Annotated in this window: 20 protein-coding genes; 17 read left to right on the top strand and 3 right to left on the bottom strand. The window is 69.9% G+C overall.

Annotated elements, in window-relative coordinates:
• Positions 1 to 431 precede the first annotated feature (431 nt).
• Positions 432 to 1,103 carry a GntR family transcriptional regulator gene (locus J5J86_RS11100; protein ID WP_209104950.1) on the bottom strand — a complete coding sequence of 224 codons (672 nt, stop codon included), beginning with the start codon at positions 1,101 to 1,103 and terminating at the stop codon, positions 432 to 434.
• Between the two features lie 164 nt (positions 1,104 to 1,267).
• On the opposite strand from J5J86_RS11100, the gene J5J86_RS11095 reads away from it, so the two are divergent.
• From J5J86_RS11095 to J5J86_RS11070, 6 genes are all read left to right on the top strand, one after another.
• Positions 1,268 to 2,248 (top strand): TRAP transporter substrate-binding protein, encoded by a 981-nt coding sequence (locus J5J86_RS11095; RefSeq protein WP_209104949.1) that lies wholly within the window; start codon positions 1,268 to 1,270, stop codon positions 2,246 to 2,248.
• Between the two features lie 95 nt (positions 2,249 to 2,343).
• Entirely contained in the window at positions 2,344 to 2,874 is a 531-nt protein-coding gene (locus tag J5J86_RS11090; protein ID WP_209104948.1) for a TRAP transporter small permease, read from the top strand.
• Between the two features lie 17 nt (positions 2,875 to 2,891).
• A complete protein-coding gene (locus J5J86_RS11085; RefSeq protein WP_209104947.1) occupies positions 2,892 to 4,172 on the top strand; it encodes a TRAP transporter large permease in 1,281 nt (426 codons plus the stop codon).
• Between the two features lie 28 nt (positions 4,173 to 4,200).
• Positions 4,201 to 5,040: a 5-dehydro-4-deoxy-D-glucuronate isomerase gene (gene kduI / locus J5J86_RS11080; RefSeq protein ID WP_209105353.1), complete on the top strand. Its 840-nt coding sequence runs from the start codon at positions 4,201 to 4,203 to the stop codon at positions 5,038 to 5,040.
• A 5-nt stretch (positions 5,041 to 5,045) separates the two neighbouring features.
• Positions 5,046 to 5,804, top strand: coding sequence for a 2-dehydro-3-deoxy-D-gluconate 5-dehydrogenase KduD (gene kduD, locus J5J86_RS11075; RefSeq protein WP_274706720.1), 759 nt, complete (start codon positions 5,046 to 5,048; stop codon positions 5,802 to 5,804).
• A gap of 245 nt (positions 5,805 to 6,049) precedes the next feature.
• Positions 6,050 to 6,397: a cupin domain-containing protein gene (locus tag J5J86_RS11070; RefSeq protein ID WP_209104946.1), complete on the top strand. Its 348-nt coding sequence runs from the start codon at positions 6,050 to 6,052 to the stop codon at positions 6,395 to 6,397.
• Between the two features lie 29 nt (positions 6,398 to 6,426).
• Here J5J86_RS11070 and J5J86_RS11065 read toward each other — a convergent pair whose 3' ends face one another.
• Positions 6,427 to 7,053: a flavin reductase family protein gene (locus J5J86_RS11065; RefSeq protein WP_209104945.1), complete on the bottom strand. Its 627-nt coding sequence runs from the start codon at positions 7,051 to 7,053 to the stop codon at positions 6,427 to 6,429.
• Between the two features lie 199 nt (positions 7,054 to 7,252).
• On the opposite strand from J5J86_RS11065, the gene J5J86_RS11060 reads away from it, so the two are divergent.
• From J5J86_RS11060 to J5J86_RS11030, 7 genes are all read left to right on the top strand, one after another.
• The gene (locus tag J5J86_RS11060) at positions 7,253 to 7,756 is read left to right on the top strand and encodes a hypothetical protein (RefSeq protein ID WP_209104944.1); all 504 of its coding nucleotides are present in this window, start codon (positions 7,253 to 7,255) and stop codon (positions 7,754 to 7,756) included.
• A 7-nt stretch (positions 7,757 to 7,763) separates the two neighbouring features.
• Positions 7,764 to 9,044: a DNA-packaging protein gene (locus J5J86_RS11055; protein ID WP_209104943.1), complete on the top strand. Its 1,281-nt coding sequence runs from the start codon at positions 7,764 to 7,766 to the stop codon at positions 9,042 to 9,044.
• Positions 9,045 to 9,865: 821 nt separating this feature from the next.
• A complete protein-coding gene (locus J5J86_RS11050) occupies positions 9,866 to 11,038 on the top strand; it encodes a phage portal protein (protein ID WP_209104942.1) in 1,173 nt (390 codons plus the stop codon).
• Positions 11,035 to 11,241 carry a hypothetical protein gene (locus J5J86_RS11045; RefSeq protein ID WP_446698672.1) on the top strand — a complete coding sequence of 69 codons (207 nt, stop codon included), beginning with the start codon at positions 11,035 to 11,037 and terminating at the stop codon, positions 11,239 to 11,241. The genes J5J86_RS11050 and J5J86_RS11045 overlap by 4 nt, the downstream gene beginning before the upstream one ends.
• 67 nt (positions 11,242 to 11,308) lie before the next feature.
• Complete coding sequence (locus tag J5J86_RS11040; protein WP_209104941.1) at positions 11,309 to 11,497, top strand: hypothetical protein; 189 nt, start codon at positions 11,309 to 11,311, stop codon at positions 11,495 to 11,497.
• Positions 11,494 to 12,012, top strand: a complete 519-nt coding sequence (locus tag J5J86_RS11035; RefSeq protein ID WP_209104940.1) for an HK97 family phage prohead protease — start codon at positions 11,494 to 11,496, stop codon at positions 12,010 to 12,012. The genes J5J86_RS11040 and J5J86_RS11035 overlap by 4 nt, the downstream gene beginning before the upstream one ends.
• A 9-nt stretch (positions 12,013 to 12,021) precedes the next feature.
• Positions 12,022 to 13,281, top strand: coding sequence for a phage major capsid protein (locus J5J86_RS11030; protein ID WP_209104939.1), 1,260 nt, complete (start codon positions 12,022 to 12,024; stop codon positions 13,279 to 13,281).
• Positions 13,282 to 13,683: 402 nt separating this feature from the next.
• Here the strand turns inward: J5J86_RS11030 and J5J86_RS11025 are convergent, their stop codons facing one another.
• Entirely contained in the window at positions 13,684 to 14,439 is a 756-nt protein-coding gene (locus J5J86_RS11025; protein WP_209104938.1) for a S1 family peptidase, read from the bottom strand.
• A gap of 84 nt (positions 14,440 to 14,523) precedes the next feature.
• Between J5J86_RS11025 and J5J86_RS11020 the strand changes: the two genes are divergently transcribed.
• The 4 genes from J5J86_RS11020 to J5J86_RS11005 are packed head-to-tail and all read left to right on the top strand — an operon-like array spanning position 14,524 to position 16,104.
• Positions 14,524 to 15,084: a head-tail connector protein gene (locus tag J5J86_RS11020; protein WP_209104937.1), complete on the top strand. Its 561-nt coding sequence runs from the start codon at positions 14,524 to 14,526 to the stop codon at positions 15,082 to 15,084.
• The gene (locus tag J5J86_RS11015; RefSeq protein ID WP_209104936.1) at positions 15,081 to 15,404 is read left to right on the top strand and encodes a head-tail adaptor protein; all 324 of its coding nucleotides are present in this window, start codon (positions 15,081 to 15,083) and stop codon (positions 15,402 to 15,404) included. Before J5J86_RS11020 ends, J5J86_RS11015 begins: the two co-directional genes overlap by 4 nt.
• Entirely contained in the window at positions 15,401 to 15,682 is a 282-nt protein-coding gene (locus J5J86_RS11010) for a hypothetical protein (protein ID WP_209104935.1), read from the top strand. The genes J5J86_RS11015 and J5J86_RS11010 overlap by 4 nt, the downstream gene beginning before the upstream one ends.
• Positions 15,679 to 16,104: a DUF3168 domain-containing protein gene (locus J5J86_RS11005; RefSeq protein WP_209104934.1), complete on the top strand. Its 426-nt coding sequence runs from the start codon at positions 15,679 to 15,681 to the stop codon at positions 16,102 to 16,104. The genes J5J86_RS11010 and J5J86_RS11005 overlap by 4 nt, the downstream gene beginning before the upstream one ends.
• The last annotated feature ends 9 nt before the right edge of the window (positions 16,105 to 16,113 follow it).

Raw genomic sequence — 16,113 nt, 5'->3', positions numbered from 1 at the left:
CCGCCGGTCATGTCCTTGCTCCCTCTCCCGCGAAGCGGGGGAGGGTTGGGGAGGGGGAAAGGCGGCGGAGAGTTGGGGAGGGGGCATGGCATGCGCTCGCCTTAGAGGTGGCCACCGCTGACGAGAGCACGATGGAAGGCCACCTCCCTGGCGGGGTGGGAGCGCTGCATTCGCGGCCAGGAATTTACGTTGGCGTCGCTTGTCCCTTTCCCCCTCCCCAGCCCTCCCCCGCAAGCGGGAGAGGGAGCGGGACGGTGTCGGAGGGAGAGCGGCGGCTGCTGTCTCATCCCATTGGCGCGCATGCGCGCATGCGCCTCGCCGGGCAGTCCCTTGCTCCCTCTCCCGCGCAGCGGGGGAGGGGTGGGGAGGGGGCATGCTGGGGGCAGGCGGGAGAGGGAGGCGTCGGCGGACCGTCCGCTCCCGAACATCCCCTATTCAAACAAATCGGGATGCTCCGCCTCGATGCGGGGCAAGGCGCGCAGGATTTCGCTCAAATGCGCGCGCATGGCGGCGCCCGCCGCGTCGGGGTCGCCCGCATCCACGGCGGTGACGATGGCGCGGTGCTGGTCCACCAGCGGGGCCATGGACCCGGCCAGCGTCAGGTGGCAGGCGCGGTCCATATGGGCCTTGATGTCCGCGATGGCCTCCCAGGCGAGGCCGCAGCCGGCGCCTTCCGCGAGCGTCGCGTGGAACATCTCATCATAGCGCTGGAACGTCTCGTGGTCCTCGCGCGCGGCGGCCTTGGCCTGGAGGTCCAGGAGATCGTCGACGCGCTCACGGGCGGAGCGGTCGAAGCCCTCGGCGGCGCGGCGCGCCACGGCGGTCTCGATGGCCTCGCGCACGAAGCGGGCCTCCATCATCTTGCGGACGGAGATCTTCACCACCACCGTGCCGCGCTGGGGCAGGATTTCCACCAGGCGCGTGCGGGCAAGGCCAATGAGCGCCTCGCGCACGGGCTGGCGGGAGACGCCGGCGCGCTCCGCAATCTCCTGCTCGGACAGGCGCGTGCCCGGCGGCAGCGCCAGCGTCACGATCGCCCGCCGCAGCTCGGCCTCCACACGCTGGGCCGCCGAACCGGACGTCGGGACTCTGATGGCGTCCACGGGACCTCCATAGTTGCATACAAGTCGACACTACCATACAAGTAGGGCCGATCGAGGCGGAACTCAACCTCCGCCGCATACTGGATCGGTTCGCCGGTCCCAACAAGAACAGGGCCCGCAAAGGGTCCTTCCGCCAACAAGCCGCATCTCTAGGGAGAATGCCCATGCTCACCCGTCGCCACGCCATCGCGCTGGCCGCCGCGCTCAGCCTTGCCTCAGTGGTGCCCGCCGCCGCCCAAAGCGTGACGTTGCGGTCCGCCGACATCCATCCGGACGGCTATCCGACCGTCGAGGCGGTGAAGTATTTCGGCGAAGTGGTCTCGCAGAAGACCAATGGCCGCATCAAGGTGCAGGTGTTCAATTCCGGCCAGCTCGGCCAGGAGAAGGACACCATCGAGCAGACCCGCTTCGGCGTCATCGACCTGAACCGCGTCAACACCGCCCCCTTCAACAACCTCATCCCCGAGACGGCGGTGCTGGGCCTGCCCTTCCTGTTCCGCTCGGTGGACCACATGTACAAGGTGGTGGACGGCCCGCTGGGCGAGGAGATCGCCAAGGCGTTCGAGCCTCACGGCCTGATCGTGCTCGGCTTCTTCGATAGCGGCGCGCGCTCCATCTACAATTCCAAGAAGCCCATCAAGACGCTCGAAGACATGAAGGGCATGAAGATCCGCGTCCAGCAGTCGGACCTCTTCATCGCCATGATCAACGCGCTCGGCGCCAATGCCACGCCCATGCCGTTCGGCGAGCTGTATTCCGCGCTCCAGACCGGCCTCGTGGACGGTGCGGAAAACAACTATCCGTCCTATGAATCGGTGAAGCATTACGAGGTGGCGAAATACTATTCGCTCACCGAGCATTCCATGGCGCCGGAAGTGTTCGTCATGTCCAAGCGCTCCTGGGATAAGTTGACGCCCGCCGACCAGGCCATCTTCAAGGATGCCGGAAAGCAAGCGACGCTGAAGATGCGCGAATTGTGGGCCAAGCGCGACGCCGACGCCAAGGCCGTCGTCATCAAGGGCGGCGCGCTCATCAATGAAGTGGACAAGAAGCCCTTCATCGATGCCATGAAGCCGGTCTACGACAAGTTCGTCACCTCCGACAAAATGAAGAGCCTGGTGGAGCGCATCCGCGCCACCCAGTGACGTGCCGGCGGCCCGGTGCGCCGGGCCGCCTTTTCCTCCGCCTTCGGACGCGGACGCCGCATATGGCTCACCTTTCCCTCGCCAGAGACCGCGACATGGGTTCCTCTTTTCTTCTCACCTTGCGCCATGGCGTGCGCTGGCTCTCGCGCATCGCGCTCTGGGTCTCCGGCCTCGGCCTGCTCGCCATGACCGCGGCTGTGGCCTGGCAGGTGACGGGACGCTACATCCTCAACGATTCTCCGAGCTGGACCGAGCCCTTCTCCCTGCTGCTGATGAGCTGGTTCATCCTGCTCGGCGCGGCGGTGGGCGTGCGCGAGGGCGACCATCTGGGCTTCGAGATCGGCCTGCATTTCGCCCCGCCTTGGCTGCGCCGGGTCATGCAATTGACCACCCATGTGCTGATCACGGTCTTCGGCCTCTGCATGGCCGTCTATGGCTGGGAGCTGGCCATGGGCACCTGGACCGCCAAGATGGCCGGCATCGACCTGCCCCAGGGCGTTGACTATCTCCCCCTGGCCGGCGGTGGCGTGCTCATCGCGCTGTTCTCGTTTGAAAAGCTGCTGTGCGACCTGATCGCCCCGGCTGTCCCCGCGGTACCGCTCGGTGCCGAACATCCCATCGATTGAGGCCGGGGAGACACGCCATGGCCATGACCATCCTGTTCGGGGTCTTCACCCTCCTGCTTCTCATCGGCACACCGGTGGCCTTCTGCCTGGGCCTCGCCTCGCTGGCGACCGTGCTCTATCTGGACCTGCCGCCCGTGGTGGTGTTCCAGCAGGTCAATTCCGGCATGAACGCCTTCTCCATGCTGGCCATTCCCTTCTTCATCTTTGCCGGCGACCTGATGATGCGCGGCGGCATCGCCGACCGTCTCATCGGCATGGCGGCCTCGATGGTGGGGCATCTGCGCGGCGGGCTCGGCCAGGTGAATGTGGTGGCCTCCACCTTGTTCGGCGGCATTTCCGGCTCGGCGGTGGCGGATGCCTCCGCCATTGGCGGCATCATGATCCCCCAGATGGCCCGCCACGGCTATGCCAAGGACTATGCGGTCAATGTGACCGTGAACTCGGCCATCATCGCGTTGATGATCCCGCCGTCCCACAACATGATCATCTATTCGCTGTCCGCCGGCGGCACCATTTCCATCGCCGATTTGTTCACGGCGGGCATCGTGCCGGGCATCCTGCTGGCGGCGGCCATGATGATCACCGCTTATGTGGTGGCCATCCGGCGCGGCTATCCGGCCGGCGTCTTTCCCGGCTGGTATGGCGTGCTGCGCGCCGTGGTGGCGGCGGTGCCGGGCATCCTGCTCATCGGCATCATCTTCGGCGGCGTGCGCTCGGGCATCTTCACCGCCACGGAAAGTTCCTGCATCGCGGTGCTCTATGCGCTGCTGGTGACGGTTCTGGTCTATCGGGAACTGGACCTGCCGACCTTCTGGCATGCGACGCTCGGCGCCGTGCGCACCACCGCCATGGTGCTCCTCGTGATCGGCACCGCCGCTGCCTTCGGCTGGCTCATGGCCTTCCTGCAGGTGCCGGCGGCGGTCATCGAGCTGATGAAGTCGGTCTCGTCCAACAAGTATGTGATCCTGCTGCTCATCAACATCCTGCTTCTGATCCTCGGCACCTTCATGGACATGGCGCCGATGATCATCATCTGCACTCCCATCTTCCTGCCGCTCATCAAGGCCTTCGGCATCGACCCCGTGCAGTTCGGCGTGATCCTGATCCTGAACGCGGGCATCGGGCTGAACACCCCGCCGGTGGGCTCGGTGCTCTTCGTGGGCTGCGCGGTGGGCAAGATTTCCATCGGCGAGGCCATGAAGACCATCTGGCCCTTCTTCGGCGCCTCCATCGCGGTGCTGATGATCGTCACCTATGTGCCCGCGGTTTCCCTGTGGCTGCCGTCCGTCTTCCGCTGACGGCGCCTGTCTTTCATTGAGGTTTATGATGATTTCCGATGTGCGCCATGTGAGCCATCCCGACGCCGTGCGCTATTTCGACACCGAGGAATTGCGCGAGCATTTCCTGGTGGAGGGCCTGTTCGAGCCCGGCACCGTGCAACTCACCTATTCCCATGTGGAGCGCTTCGTCATCGGCGGCGCCACCCCCACCGACGCCCCGCTGACGCTGGAGAGCGACAAGGCTACCATCGGCTCGCCCAACTTCCTCGACCGGCGCGAGCTGGGCGTGTTCAATATTGGCGGGCCGGGCAAGGTGGAGGCGGATGGCGTTTCCTACGCGCTCGGCCACCGGGATGCGCTCTATGTGGCGCAGGGCACCAAGTCGGTGGTCTTTTCCTCCGACGATGCGTCAAATCCGTCCCGCTTCTATCTGCTCTCCACGCCGGCCCATGCCCGCTACGAGACCAAGGTGGTGAAGATCGCCGAGGCCAAGGCCATGGTGCTGGGCGACCAGGCCACCGCCAACCGGCGCACCATCTACCAGATGATCCATCCCGACGTGGTGAAGTCCTGCCAATTGGTCATGGGCATGACCAAGCTGGACGACGGCAACATCTGGAACACCATGCCCTGCCACGTCCATGACCGCCGCTCGGAGGTCTATCTTTATTTCGACGTGGCGGCGGATGCCCGCGTCATCCATCTCATGGGCGAGCCGGACCAGACGCGCCACCTGGTGGTGGCCGACGGGCAGGCGGTGATCTCACCGCCCTGGTCCATCCATTCCGGCGTCGGCACGCGGGCCTATACCTTCATCTGGGGCATGGGTGGCGACAATATCGACTATACGGACATGGACATGGTGGCCATGGACCAGCTGAAGTGAGCGCCATGATCGCGTCTCCCTTTGACCTTTCCGGCCGCCGCGCGGTGGTCACCGGCGCCAATACCGGCCTTGGCCGCGCCATCGCGGTGGCGCTGGCGCGCGCCGGGGCCGGCATCGTGGCGGTGGGCCGCTCCGCCATGGACGAGACCCAGGCGGAGGTGGAGGCCGCCGGCGTGCCGTTCCAGGCGATCAAGGCCGACCTTTCAACGCTCGAACCCATCGCCCGCGTGGTGGAAGAGGCCACGCAGGACGGACGGGTGGACATTCTCGTCAACAATGCCGGCATCATCCGCCGCGCCGATGCCGTGGATTTCACCGAGGCCGATTGGGACGCGGTGATGGACGTCAATCTGAAGTCCGTCTTCTTCCTCACCCAGGCGTTTGCGCGCGGCTGGCTGGCGGATGGCAAGGGCGGGCGCGTCATCAACGTCGCCTCGCTCCTGTCCTTCCAGGGGGGCATCCGCATTCCCTCCTATACGGCCTCCAAGAGCGGGCTGGCCGGCCTCACCAAGCTGCTGGCGTGCGAATGGGCGGGGCGAGGCATCAATGTGAATGCCATCGCGCCCGGCTATTTCGTCACCAACAACACGCAGGCGCTGCGCGAGGACCCCAAGCGCTCCGCCGACATCCTCGCCCGCATCCCCGCCGGCCATTGGGGCCAGCCGGACGAACTGGGTGGGGCGGCGGTGTTCCTGGCCTCCCCCGCCGCCAGCTACGTGCACGGCATCGTGCTGCCGGTGGACGGCGGTTGGCTCGCCCGGTAAAGCCGATCCCCATGCGCGGCAGGATGGGTATGGTGTGAGGAGCCATCGGCGTCATGGCCGGGCGTGTCCCGGCCATCCACGGGGCTCCGCCGGGGCAAGCTTAGGACAGAGGCGTGGATGCCCGGGATAAGCCCGGGCATGACGGCCAAGAGACGGGCAGGCAAAAGACGGACCGGCAAAAGACGGACCGGCAAGAGACGGGCAGGGGCCATCCAAACGCCCTACGGATTTCAAGGAGCAATCTCATGTCCCGCAAGGGCGACGTGTTCGGCCTCGTCGACGAGGCCCCGGTGGAGCGGGTGGACGACATCGTCCGCCGGCAGATCCTCACCTATAATGACGAGATCATGATGGTGCGGGTCATGTTCGACAAGGCGGGGCCGGGCGGCGTGCCGCACTCTCACCCCCATGTGCAGATCACCTCCGTGGAGAGCGGGGTGTTCGACATCACCATCGACGGCAAGACGGCCCGCCTGAAAGCCGGCGACAGCTTCTACGTCCCCTCCGGCGTCCATCACGGCGCCATCTGCGTGGAGCCGGGCGTGCTGGTGGACGTGTTCACGCCCATGCGGGCGGATTTCCTCAAAGGCTGAGGGGTGGGGCGCGCTCCCTCCCTGTCCCCCTATCTCGGCCGGCGCATGTCGAACATGATCTCCGGGCTCACCTCCGCATAGGCCGCCGGTCCCCCGGCGCGCAGGATAGGGTGGGCCTCAGCGGTCTGGTAAATGCCGTCCTTCAACAGCGCCTTGTCGATGTGCACGGCCACCACCTCGCCGATGCTCAGCCAGGCATCCACGGGCGTTCCGGCCGCGTCGGTCAGGCGGATCAGCTGGGCGAGGCGGCACTCGAACGAGACCCGGCTTTCCGCTACGCGCGGCACGCCCACCTTGCGGCTTTCCGCCGGGGTGAGGCCGGCGAGCGCGAACTCGTCCACCTCCGGCCCCACCGAGGCGGAGGTGGCGTTCATGGCTTCCGCCAGGTCGCGGGTGGCTAGGTTCCAGCAGAATTCCCCCGTCGCCTCGATATTGGCCACCGTGTCCTTCCAGGAGGTGCTGGAAAAGCCCACCAAAGGCGGGGTGTAGTTGAAGGCGTTGAAGAAGGAATAAGGGGCCAGATTCAGCGTCCCGTCCACCGCGCGGGTGGAGATCCAGCCGATGGGGCGCGGCCCCACGATGGCGTTGAAGGGATCGTGCGGCAAACCGTGGCCCTTGGCCGGCTCGTAATAATGGACGTCCCGAACGGCGCTCATGCGGCCTCTCCTGTTCCAGGAGGCAAGGCATAGCACGCCTGCATCGGGCCGCCAGTCATCCCTGCATATATGGCTGTGAAAATTCCTAGGAATAACGTCTTGACAGCGGTGCGCTCCTCCGCTAGGGTTTGTCCATGTTCAAGAGGTGCGCCTGAGGCGCCGCCTCTGCGGCCTTTCTTCTTCCAGAGCGGATGTCCCCATGAGCGAACCGTCCCCCGGCGTCGCGGCGACCGTGCGCGCCCTCTACCAGGACGGCGTGCCCATCCATGAGATCGTGGCCCGCACGGGCCTGTCCACCGGGCGCACCTATTACTGGATCGACCATGCCCCCGGCCCGGACGGCATCGCCATCAAGGCCCCGCTGCCGCGCCGGCGCACCAGCCGCCGCGCCTCGCTGCTCCTGCCCGCCCGCCGCCGCGCCTTGGTGGAGCGCCTGTGGCGCGCCGCCGAGATGCAGGTGGACGAGATCGAGGCCCGCCTCGCCCGCACCGATGGCCTCGCCGCCGACGCGGAGCGCGATGCCCGCACGCTGGCGGTTCTGGCGCGGGTGCTGCGGGAGTTGAAGGCGCTGGAGGCCGCCTCCGGCCCCCGCCGGCCGGTGGATGCGGAAAACCGGGAGGATGCCATTGCCTTCGACCTCGACACCTTCCGCCGCGAGCTTGCGCGCCGCCTTGAGGCGCTGCGCGAAGGAGAAAACACCTGACGAACTGATGGCGCTGCTGGCCGATCCCGCCATGGCCGCCTTGCTGTATGAGTGGGAATTGTGGGCCCGGCCCGATCAGCTTCCGCCCTCTCTCGCCCAGGGCGGCGCGCCCTGGACCACTTGGCTGGTGCTGGGCGGCCGGGGCGCCGGGAAGACGCGGGCGGGCGCCGAATGGGTACGGGGCCTCGCCTTCGGCCGACCGCCGTTTGCCACCGCGCCGGTCGCGCGCATCGCCCTGGTGGCCGAGACCATGGCCGATGTGCGCGAGGTGATGGTGGACGGCGTCTCCGGCCTCCTCGCCATCCATCCCAATCACGAGCGCCCCCGCTGGGAAGCCGCCCGCCGCCGCCTCGTCTGGCCCAATGGCGCGGTGGCGCAGGGTTTTTCAGCGGAAGACCCGGAAAGCCTGCGCGGCCCGCAATTTCAGGCCGCCTGGCTGGACGAGCTGGCCAAGTGGCGCCGGGCGGACGCCACCTTCGACATGCTGCAATTCGGCCTGCGCCTGGGCGACCAGCCGCGCCAGATGATCACCACCACGCCGCGCCCCACCCCCCTGGTCAAGCGCCTCCTGACCGATCCCACCACGGCGGTGAGCCGCGCCCGCACGGCGGACAATGCCCGGCTTCTGGCGCCCGGTTTTCTCGCCGCCGTGCTCACCCGCTATGGCGGCACGCGCCTCGGCCGGCAGGAACTGGACGGCGAAATCCTGGAGGACCGGCCCGACGCCCTGTGGACCCGCGCGCGCCTGGAAGCCGCCCGCGAGGCCGCCCCGCCGCCCTTGGTGCGGGTGGTGGTGGCGGTGGACCCGCCCGCTTCCTCCCGTGCCGGGGCCGATGCCTGCGGCCTCGTCTGCGCCGGCATCGACCGGGAGGGCATCGTCCATGTGCTGGCCGATGACAGCGCCGCCGGCCTCACGCCGGTGCAATGGGCGAGCCGCGCGGTCGCGCTCTATCAGCGCTTTTGCGCCGATCGCATCGTGGTGGAGGTGAACCAGGGCGGCGAGATGGTGCGCGCCGTCATCGCCGAGGTGGATGGCGCCGTCCCGGTGGAGCCAGTGCGCGCCACGCGCGGCAAATATCTGCGCGCCGAGCCGGTGGCCGCCCTCTACGAGCAGGGCCGTGTGCGCCATGCGGGCGCCTTTCCCGCGCTCGAAGACGAATTGTGCGACTTCGCCCCCGAGGGCCTCTCCAACGGCCGCTCGCCGGACCGGCTCGACGCCCTCGTCTGGGCCGTCACCGCCCTCGCCCTCGGCCCCCGCCCCCCCGCGCCCCGCGTGCGGGGGCTGTGAGGGGCGCTGGAAGGCCGCCGGTCCGCTTGTCCGTTCGGCCATGGGTCCGCTGGCCGGCCGGGCCTCCCTCTCCCGCTTGCGGGGGAGGGGGCAGGTCGCGCGGGGTCGATACCGTCCCCTCTACTCCGCCGCCCCACGCCGTCGGCCATTCTCTCCTGTCCCTCGCCGTTGGCCGGCCCCCCTCCCTCTCCCGCTTGCGGGGGAGGGCCGGGGAGGGGGGCCGCTGGGGCCAGCGGTCGGCTGGTCCTTTTCTCGCCGTGTCCCGGCGCCCGTGCGTTGCCGTGGCGTTGATCTGGCCCGTTTGCCCCCTCCCCAACCCTCCCCCGCTTTGCGGGAGAGGGGGCGGGGCGCGCGGGGCGGAGGGCGGTGCGCCCAGTTCCGCCGCCCCATGCCGGCCGCCGGTTCTGCTGTCCCTCGCCGCTGGCCGGTCCCCCTCCCTCTCCCGCTTGCGGGGGAGGGCCGGGGAGGGGGCCGGCGCGGCCAGCGGTCGGCTTGTGCTTTTCTCGCCGTGTCCCGGCGCCCATGCGTTCCCGGGGCGCTGATCTGGCCCCTGTAACCCCTCCCCAACCCTCCCCCGCTTGGCGTGAGAGGGGGCAGGTCGCGCGGGGGGAGGAGGACCGTCCGCCGGCTCCGCCGCCTTATGCCGCCCGCCATGCTTTGCTGACCCTCGCCGCTGGCCGGCCACCCTCCCTCTCCCGCTAGCGGGGGAGGGCCGGGGAGGGGGCGGGAGGCGAAGGGACAAAGGGGTGAAACCACATCCGACACCGCCGCCGCCGGGCGCGCCCGCTTTGCCGCATCGCCCGCCCCCTTCGGAGACCGCCATGTTCCGCACCCTTCTCGCGCCCTTCCGGCCCCGTCCGCCCCAGGTGAAGGCGAGCCGGACCGCCGCGCTTGTCGCCCTGTTCGGCCACGGCCAGGCGCGCTGGTCGCCTTGCGACTATGCCGGCCTTGCCCGCGAGGGCTATGCCCGCAATGCCATCGCCCACCGCGCCGTGCGCCTCGTCGCCGAGGCGGCGGGCTCGGTGCCGTTCGTGCTGATGGAAGAGGGGCGCGAGCTGGACCGCCATCCGCTCCTGGCGCTCCTCGCCAATCCCAATCCCCGCCTGCGCGGGCCGGACCTGGTGGAGGCGGTGTGCGGGCATCTCCTGGTGGCCGGCAATGCCTATCTGGAGCTCGTCTGCGTGGACGGCGCGCCCCGCGAGATCCACATCCTGCGGCCCGACCGGGTGAAGGTGGTGCCCGGCCCCGATGGCTGGCCGGAAGCCTTCGACTATGTGCTGGATGGGCGCACCTTGCGCATTGCCCAGGAGGGGATGGAGACGCAGGGGGGCACCGCCTTGCCCATCCTCCACATCGCCGCCTTCAACCCGCTGGACGATCATTACGGCTTTCCCCCGCTGGAGGCCGCCGCCCGCGCGCTGGACCTGCACAATGCCTCGGCCGCCTGGAACAAGGCGCTCATCGACAATGCCGCCCGGCCCTCCGGCGCCCTCGTCTATGGCGGGGCGGGCACCTTGAGCGAGGACCAGTTCCAGCGCCTCAAGGAGGAATTGGAGGCGAGCTTCCAGGGCGCCGCCAATGCCGGCCGGCCGCTGCTGCTGGAAGGCGGGCTCGACTGGAAGCCTTTGGGCCTCAGCCCCAAGGACATGGATTTCGAGGCCGCCCGCGCCAATGCGGCGCGCGAGATCGCGCTCGCCGTGGGCGTGCCGCCCATGCTGCTGGGCCTGCCCGGCGACAACACCTTCGCCAATTATGCCGAGGCCAACCGCGCCTTGTGGCGGCTCACCGTGCTGCCCATGGTCCGGCGCATCGGCGCGGCCTTGTCCGCCTGGCTGGCGCCGGCCTATGGCGGGGATCTGACTCTCGTGCCGGACCTCGACCAGGTTGAGGCGCTCTCCGCCGAGCGCGCGGACCTCTGGGCGCGGGTGGGCGCCGCCGCCTTCCTCACCGAGGACGAGAAGCGCGCCGCCGTGGGCTATGGGCCGCATCCATGAATCCGGCGGCGGGCCTGCCCATGGACGCCCTTCTGCGCGCCTTCGCCGAGCGGGGCGATCTCGCCCATCTCGCGCTTCTCTTATGGGCCGGCAGCGCCACTTTGGTGGCGGTGCGTGCGCTTGCCGCCCTTTCCCGCGCCACCGAGCGGCTTGATGCCTTCGTGCGGGAGCTGGCCCGCTTCAACGCCCGCAATGACGGGTGAACCTTTCCCGCGCGCCCGCTGAGCCCGCGCCCCTTTCGCCTTCCATCCTCCCTCGGAGACATTCGGCATGCGTGTCCCCTTCCAGAAGGCGCCCGCGCCGCGCATTCGCGCGCTCGGGCCCACCCTTCGCCGCGCCCAGGCGCCAGCCCCGGCACCGGCGCCGGGCGGTGTGTTCCGCGACTTCGTCGCCACTCTGGAGCGCCTGGAGCGCGGCAAGCGCCGCAAGCCCGGCGCGGGCGGAAAGGACCCCGCATGAGCTTTGCCCGCACCTTGCGCCCGCCCGTTCGGCGGGCGGTGGAGGCGGATGCGGAGGGCTGGATCGAGGGCTATGCCTGCCTGTTCGACCGGGTGGATCTCGGCCGCGACAGCATCGCCCCCGGCGCCTTCGCCCGCTCCCTAGAAACGCGGGGCGCGGCCGGCGTGCGGCTGCTCTACCAGCACGATCCGGCCGAGCCCATCGGCGTGTGGACCGACATCGCGGAGGACGAGCACGGCCTTTTCGTGCGCGGCCGCCTCGCCCTTGATGTGCGGCGCGGGCGGGAGGTGATGAACCTTGCCCGCGTCGGCGCGCTCGATGGCCTGTCCATCGGCTTCAAGGCGGCCGCCGCCCGCACCGATCCGCGCAGCCGCGTGCGCCGCATCGCCCGCATCGATCTGTGGGAAGTCTCCGTCGTGACCTTCCCCATGCAGCCCCAGGCCCGCTTCGCCCTGGCGATGCCGGCTGCCTTTCCTGCCTCCCGTCCCGCCGGGGCGGTTCGCCTTCAACCCTGAGGATTGTCCATGACCCATCCCTTCGCCGCCCCCGAGACCAAGGTGACGAGCCCCGGCGCCTTTTCCGAGCATGAGGACCTGATGGTGGCCTTCGACACTTATCGCGCCGCCAATGACCAGCGCCTCGCCGAGATCGAGCGGCGCGGCGCGCCCGACGTGCTGCTGGAGGAAAAGCTCGCCCGCCTCGACGCCGCCCTCGACGCGCAGAAGGCGCGGCTCGATGCGCTCGCCACCAAGGCGGCCCGCCCCGGCCTCGGCGCGCCCAACCGTGCGCTCGCGGCGGATGCCCATGTGGGCGCCTTCGAGACCTATGTGCGCCATGGCGAGGCGGGCGGCCTCAAGGCGCTGGAAGCCAAGGCCATGGAAGGCAAGGCCATGACCGTGGGCTCGGGCGCCGATGGCGGCTATCTGGTGCCCGCCCAGACCGAGCACGAGATCGGCCGGCGCCTGTCCTTGCTCTCGCCCATCCGGGGGCTGGCCACCGTCATCACCATTGGCGGCGGCACCTACAAGAAGCCGTTCATGAAGACCGGCCCGGCTTCCGGCTGGGCCGCCGAGACCGCCGCCCGCCCCCAGACCGACAGCCCGGTGCTGGCGGAACTCTCTTTCCCCGCCATGGAGCTCTATGCCCAGCCCGCCGCCACCCAGCCGCTGCTGGATGACGCGGCGGTGGACCTGGAGGCCTGGATCGCCGGGGAGGTGGACATCGCCTTCGCCGACCAGGAGAGCGCCGCCTTCGTCTCCGGCGACGGGGTGGCCAAGCCCAAGGGGTTCCTGGCCTATACCAAGGCCGCCGAGAGCGCCTGGGCCTGGGACAAGGTGGGCTATGTGGCCACCGGCGCCGCCGGGGCGTTTTCCGCCACCAATGCTTCCGACGCGCTGGTGGACCTCGTCTATGCGCTCAAGGGCGGCTACCGGCAGAATGCCAGCTTCGTCATGAACCGCCGCACCCAGGCGGCGGTGCGCAAGCTGAAGGACGAGAACGGCACCTATCTGTGGACCCCGCCGGCCGTGGCGGGGCAGGGGGCGAGCCTGCTGGGCTTTCCCATCGCCGAATGCGAGGAGATGCCGGACATCGCGGACGGCGCCTTCCCCATCGCTTTCGGCGATTTCCGGCGGTTCTATCTGGTGGTGGATCGCGCCGGGGTGCGGGTGCTGCGCGACCCCTATTCCGCCAAGCCCTATGTGCTGTTCTACACCACCAAGCGTGTGGGCGGCGGCATCCAGGACTTCGACGCCGCCAAGCTGCTGAAGTTCGCGGCGAGCTGACGGCGGGACCGCTCCGGCACGGCCGCCCTTTCCCCCTCTCCCACGAAGTGGGGGAGGGTTGGGGAGGGGGGCCGGTCGGGCAAAGCGGCAGGCTTCCAGTGGTGTGGATGTCGCCGCGCTTGAATGCTCCAGCATCTGGCCCCCTCCCTCGCTGCCCTTTGCCCCCTCCCGGGCCCTCCCCCGCTCTCGCGGGAGAGGGAAACGCGCTTGGCGTGGGGAGGGGCGGCGGGGTGGATGGTCGGATGAGAGACCCTACCCGCCGACGCGCCCAAAACTCCCTCTCCCACGAAAGTGGGGGAGGGGTGGGGAGGGGGGAAAGGGGAGTGTGACGCGAGGACGACTGGGAGGGGCAGGCTAGGAACGGGGCGGAGCAGGATGGGGCCTGAAACCGTGACGGCCCCTCTACTCCCCCAGCGGCCGCCCGAGCTTGGCGGCCGCCGACCGGATCCAGTCCGAGAACAGGCCCACCAAAGTGATGCCGGTGACGCCGCCGCAGCCGCGCGCGCCGCCGGCCGCCGTGACCCAGCTCACCACGCCCGCGACCGTTCCGTCCGCGAAGGCGGGGCCGCCGCTGTCGCCGGTGCAGGCGCCCGCCGTCCCTTCGGAGGGTGAGAGGCGCGCCATGATGCCCCCCGTGGTGCCGATGGAAGGGAGCGAGACCGCCCGCAGCGTGCCGGCGGTCTTTTCCGCTCCGTCGGCGCTCATGCCATAGCCGGCCACCAGGAACATCGCCCCCTTGGGCGGCAGGCCGGAGGTGGAGAGCCGGGCCGGGCGGATGCTCGCCGGCAGAGGTTCGGCGAGGCGGATCACCGCCAGATCCGGCGTCGGCCGGCGGGTGCGGAACTGGTCGTCTGCGAATGAGGGATGCACCGCCACGCCGGTCACCGGAATGAGCCGGGGCGCCCCGCCGCCCAGGAGCGCCACCGCATAGTCCGCCGCCGGCTTCACGCAATGGGCCGCCGTGAGCACCAGGTCCGGCGCCAGCGCCGTGCCGGTGCAGGAGGCGCCACGCGTCGAGACGATGAGCACCGTGCGGGCCGCCACCTCGGCCGGCGCCGGCCCCCCGCCCACGATGGCGGATGCGGGACCCGCGCCGAGCGCGAGAACGAAGGCCGCAGCGCCAAGGGCGCGGGCGCGGAGGAAGGAGAGGGGCGTCATCGGCCGCTTTCTGGCCCTCCTGCGCCGCGCCGTCAATTCCATCGCCGGAGGCTGCGTGCGTCCGGCTTCCTCCCGGAGGTTTCCGTGCCCGAATGCCTGACCGGCCCCGCCGCCGAGCCGCTGACCCTTGCCGAGGCCAAGGCCTTCCTGCGCATCGACCATGATGCGGAGGACAGCCTTCTCGCCGCCCTCATCACCGCCGCCCGGCAGGCCATCGAGAGCGCCAGCGGGCGCATTCTCATGACCCAGACCTGGCGGGTGACGCGGGATGCCTGGCCTTTGAGCGGCCTCATCCTCGCCCCGCTCGCCCCGGTGCGGGCGGTGCTCGCCGCCCGTGTCTTTAGCGGCACCGCCTTCGCGACGCTGCCGCTCGATCTCTTCACCTTGCGGCGGGACCGGGCGCCGGCTTTGATCGGCTTCGATCCCGTCCGCGCCCCGCGCCCGACGCGGACGCTCGGCGGCATCGAGCTGGACCTGACGCTCGGATATGGCGCAACGCCCGCCGAGGTGCCGGCGGACCTGATCCAGGCCGTGCGCCTCCACACCGCGCACCTCTATGAGAACCGCGACGCCGCCACCGGCGCCGGCCGCCTGCCCGAGCCGGTGGAGGCGCTGCTGCGGCCCTATCGCCTGGTGCGACTGTGACCGCCCCCGGCGCCCTGCGCCACCGCTTCTCCCACCAGACCGGCGTCGACCTGCCGGATGGCATGGGCGGGATTTCGCGCACCTATCTGACCATCGACCAGTTGTGGGGCGCGCTGGAGACGCTCTCGGCCGAGGGCGATCTCTCCGCCGAGAAGCGGGTGGGCGTGCTCGTCCATCGCATCACCGTGCGGGCGCCCAACACCCTCCAGCCCGGCGACCGGCTGGTTTTGGGCACGCGCATCTTCGCCGTGGAGGCGGTGAGCGATCCCGACAATCGGGGCCGTTTCAGCCGCTGCCGCTGCCGGGAGGAACAGCCATGAGGATCACCGCCACGGTTTCCGGCGGCACGGCGCTCGCCGCCCGGCTTGCCACCGCGTTGGAGGCCCCGCTCGCCCGTCGCGCGCGCCTTCAGGCGGGGGAGGCCCTCGCGCAGCGCATCGAAGCGGGCGGCGTCGTGCCGCGTGTGGAGGAACAGGGCGACCGGGTGCTGGTGGGGTCCGCTGATCCCGGTGCCATCGCCCGCGAGACCGGCACGCTGGACACGCCGCCAACGCCCTGGCTGCTGCCGGCGGCGGCGGACCTGAGGGGGCGCCGATGAGCGCGCCTCCCGCCCCCATGCAGGCGGCCCTCGCCTTGCGCGCGGCGCTTCATGCGCGCCTCGCCTCGGATGCCGCCCTCGGCGCGGCGCTGGGCGGCGCGCGCATCCATGACGCGCCGCCCGCCACGGCCGCCTTTCCCTTCGTGACCTTGGGCGAAGCGGTGGTCTCCGACTGGTCCACCGCCACCGAGGCGGGCAGCGAGCAGATGCTGACCCTGCACATCTGGTCCCGCGCCGCCGGCCGGGCGGAAGCCCACGCCTTGGCGGACCTCGTGCAGCAGGCGCTGCATGATGCGCCCCTCAGTCTGTCCGGCCATCGCCTTGCCAATCTGCGCGCCACCAGCGCCGAGATCCGGCGCGAGGAGGAGGGCCGCACCTTCCATGCCTTGGTGCGCTTCCGCGCCGTCACCGAGGCCGTCTGACATCCCGCA

Source organism: Aquabacter sp. L1I39 (assembly GCF_017742835.1).
GTDB lineage: Bacteria > Pseudomonadota > Alphaproteobacteria > Rhizobiales > Xanthobacteraceae > L1I39.
The sequence above is the reverse complement of the archived record's forward strand: the minus strand, read 5'-3'. Positions and strand labels throughout refer to the sequence as shown.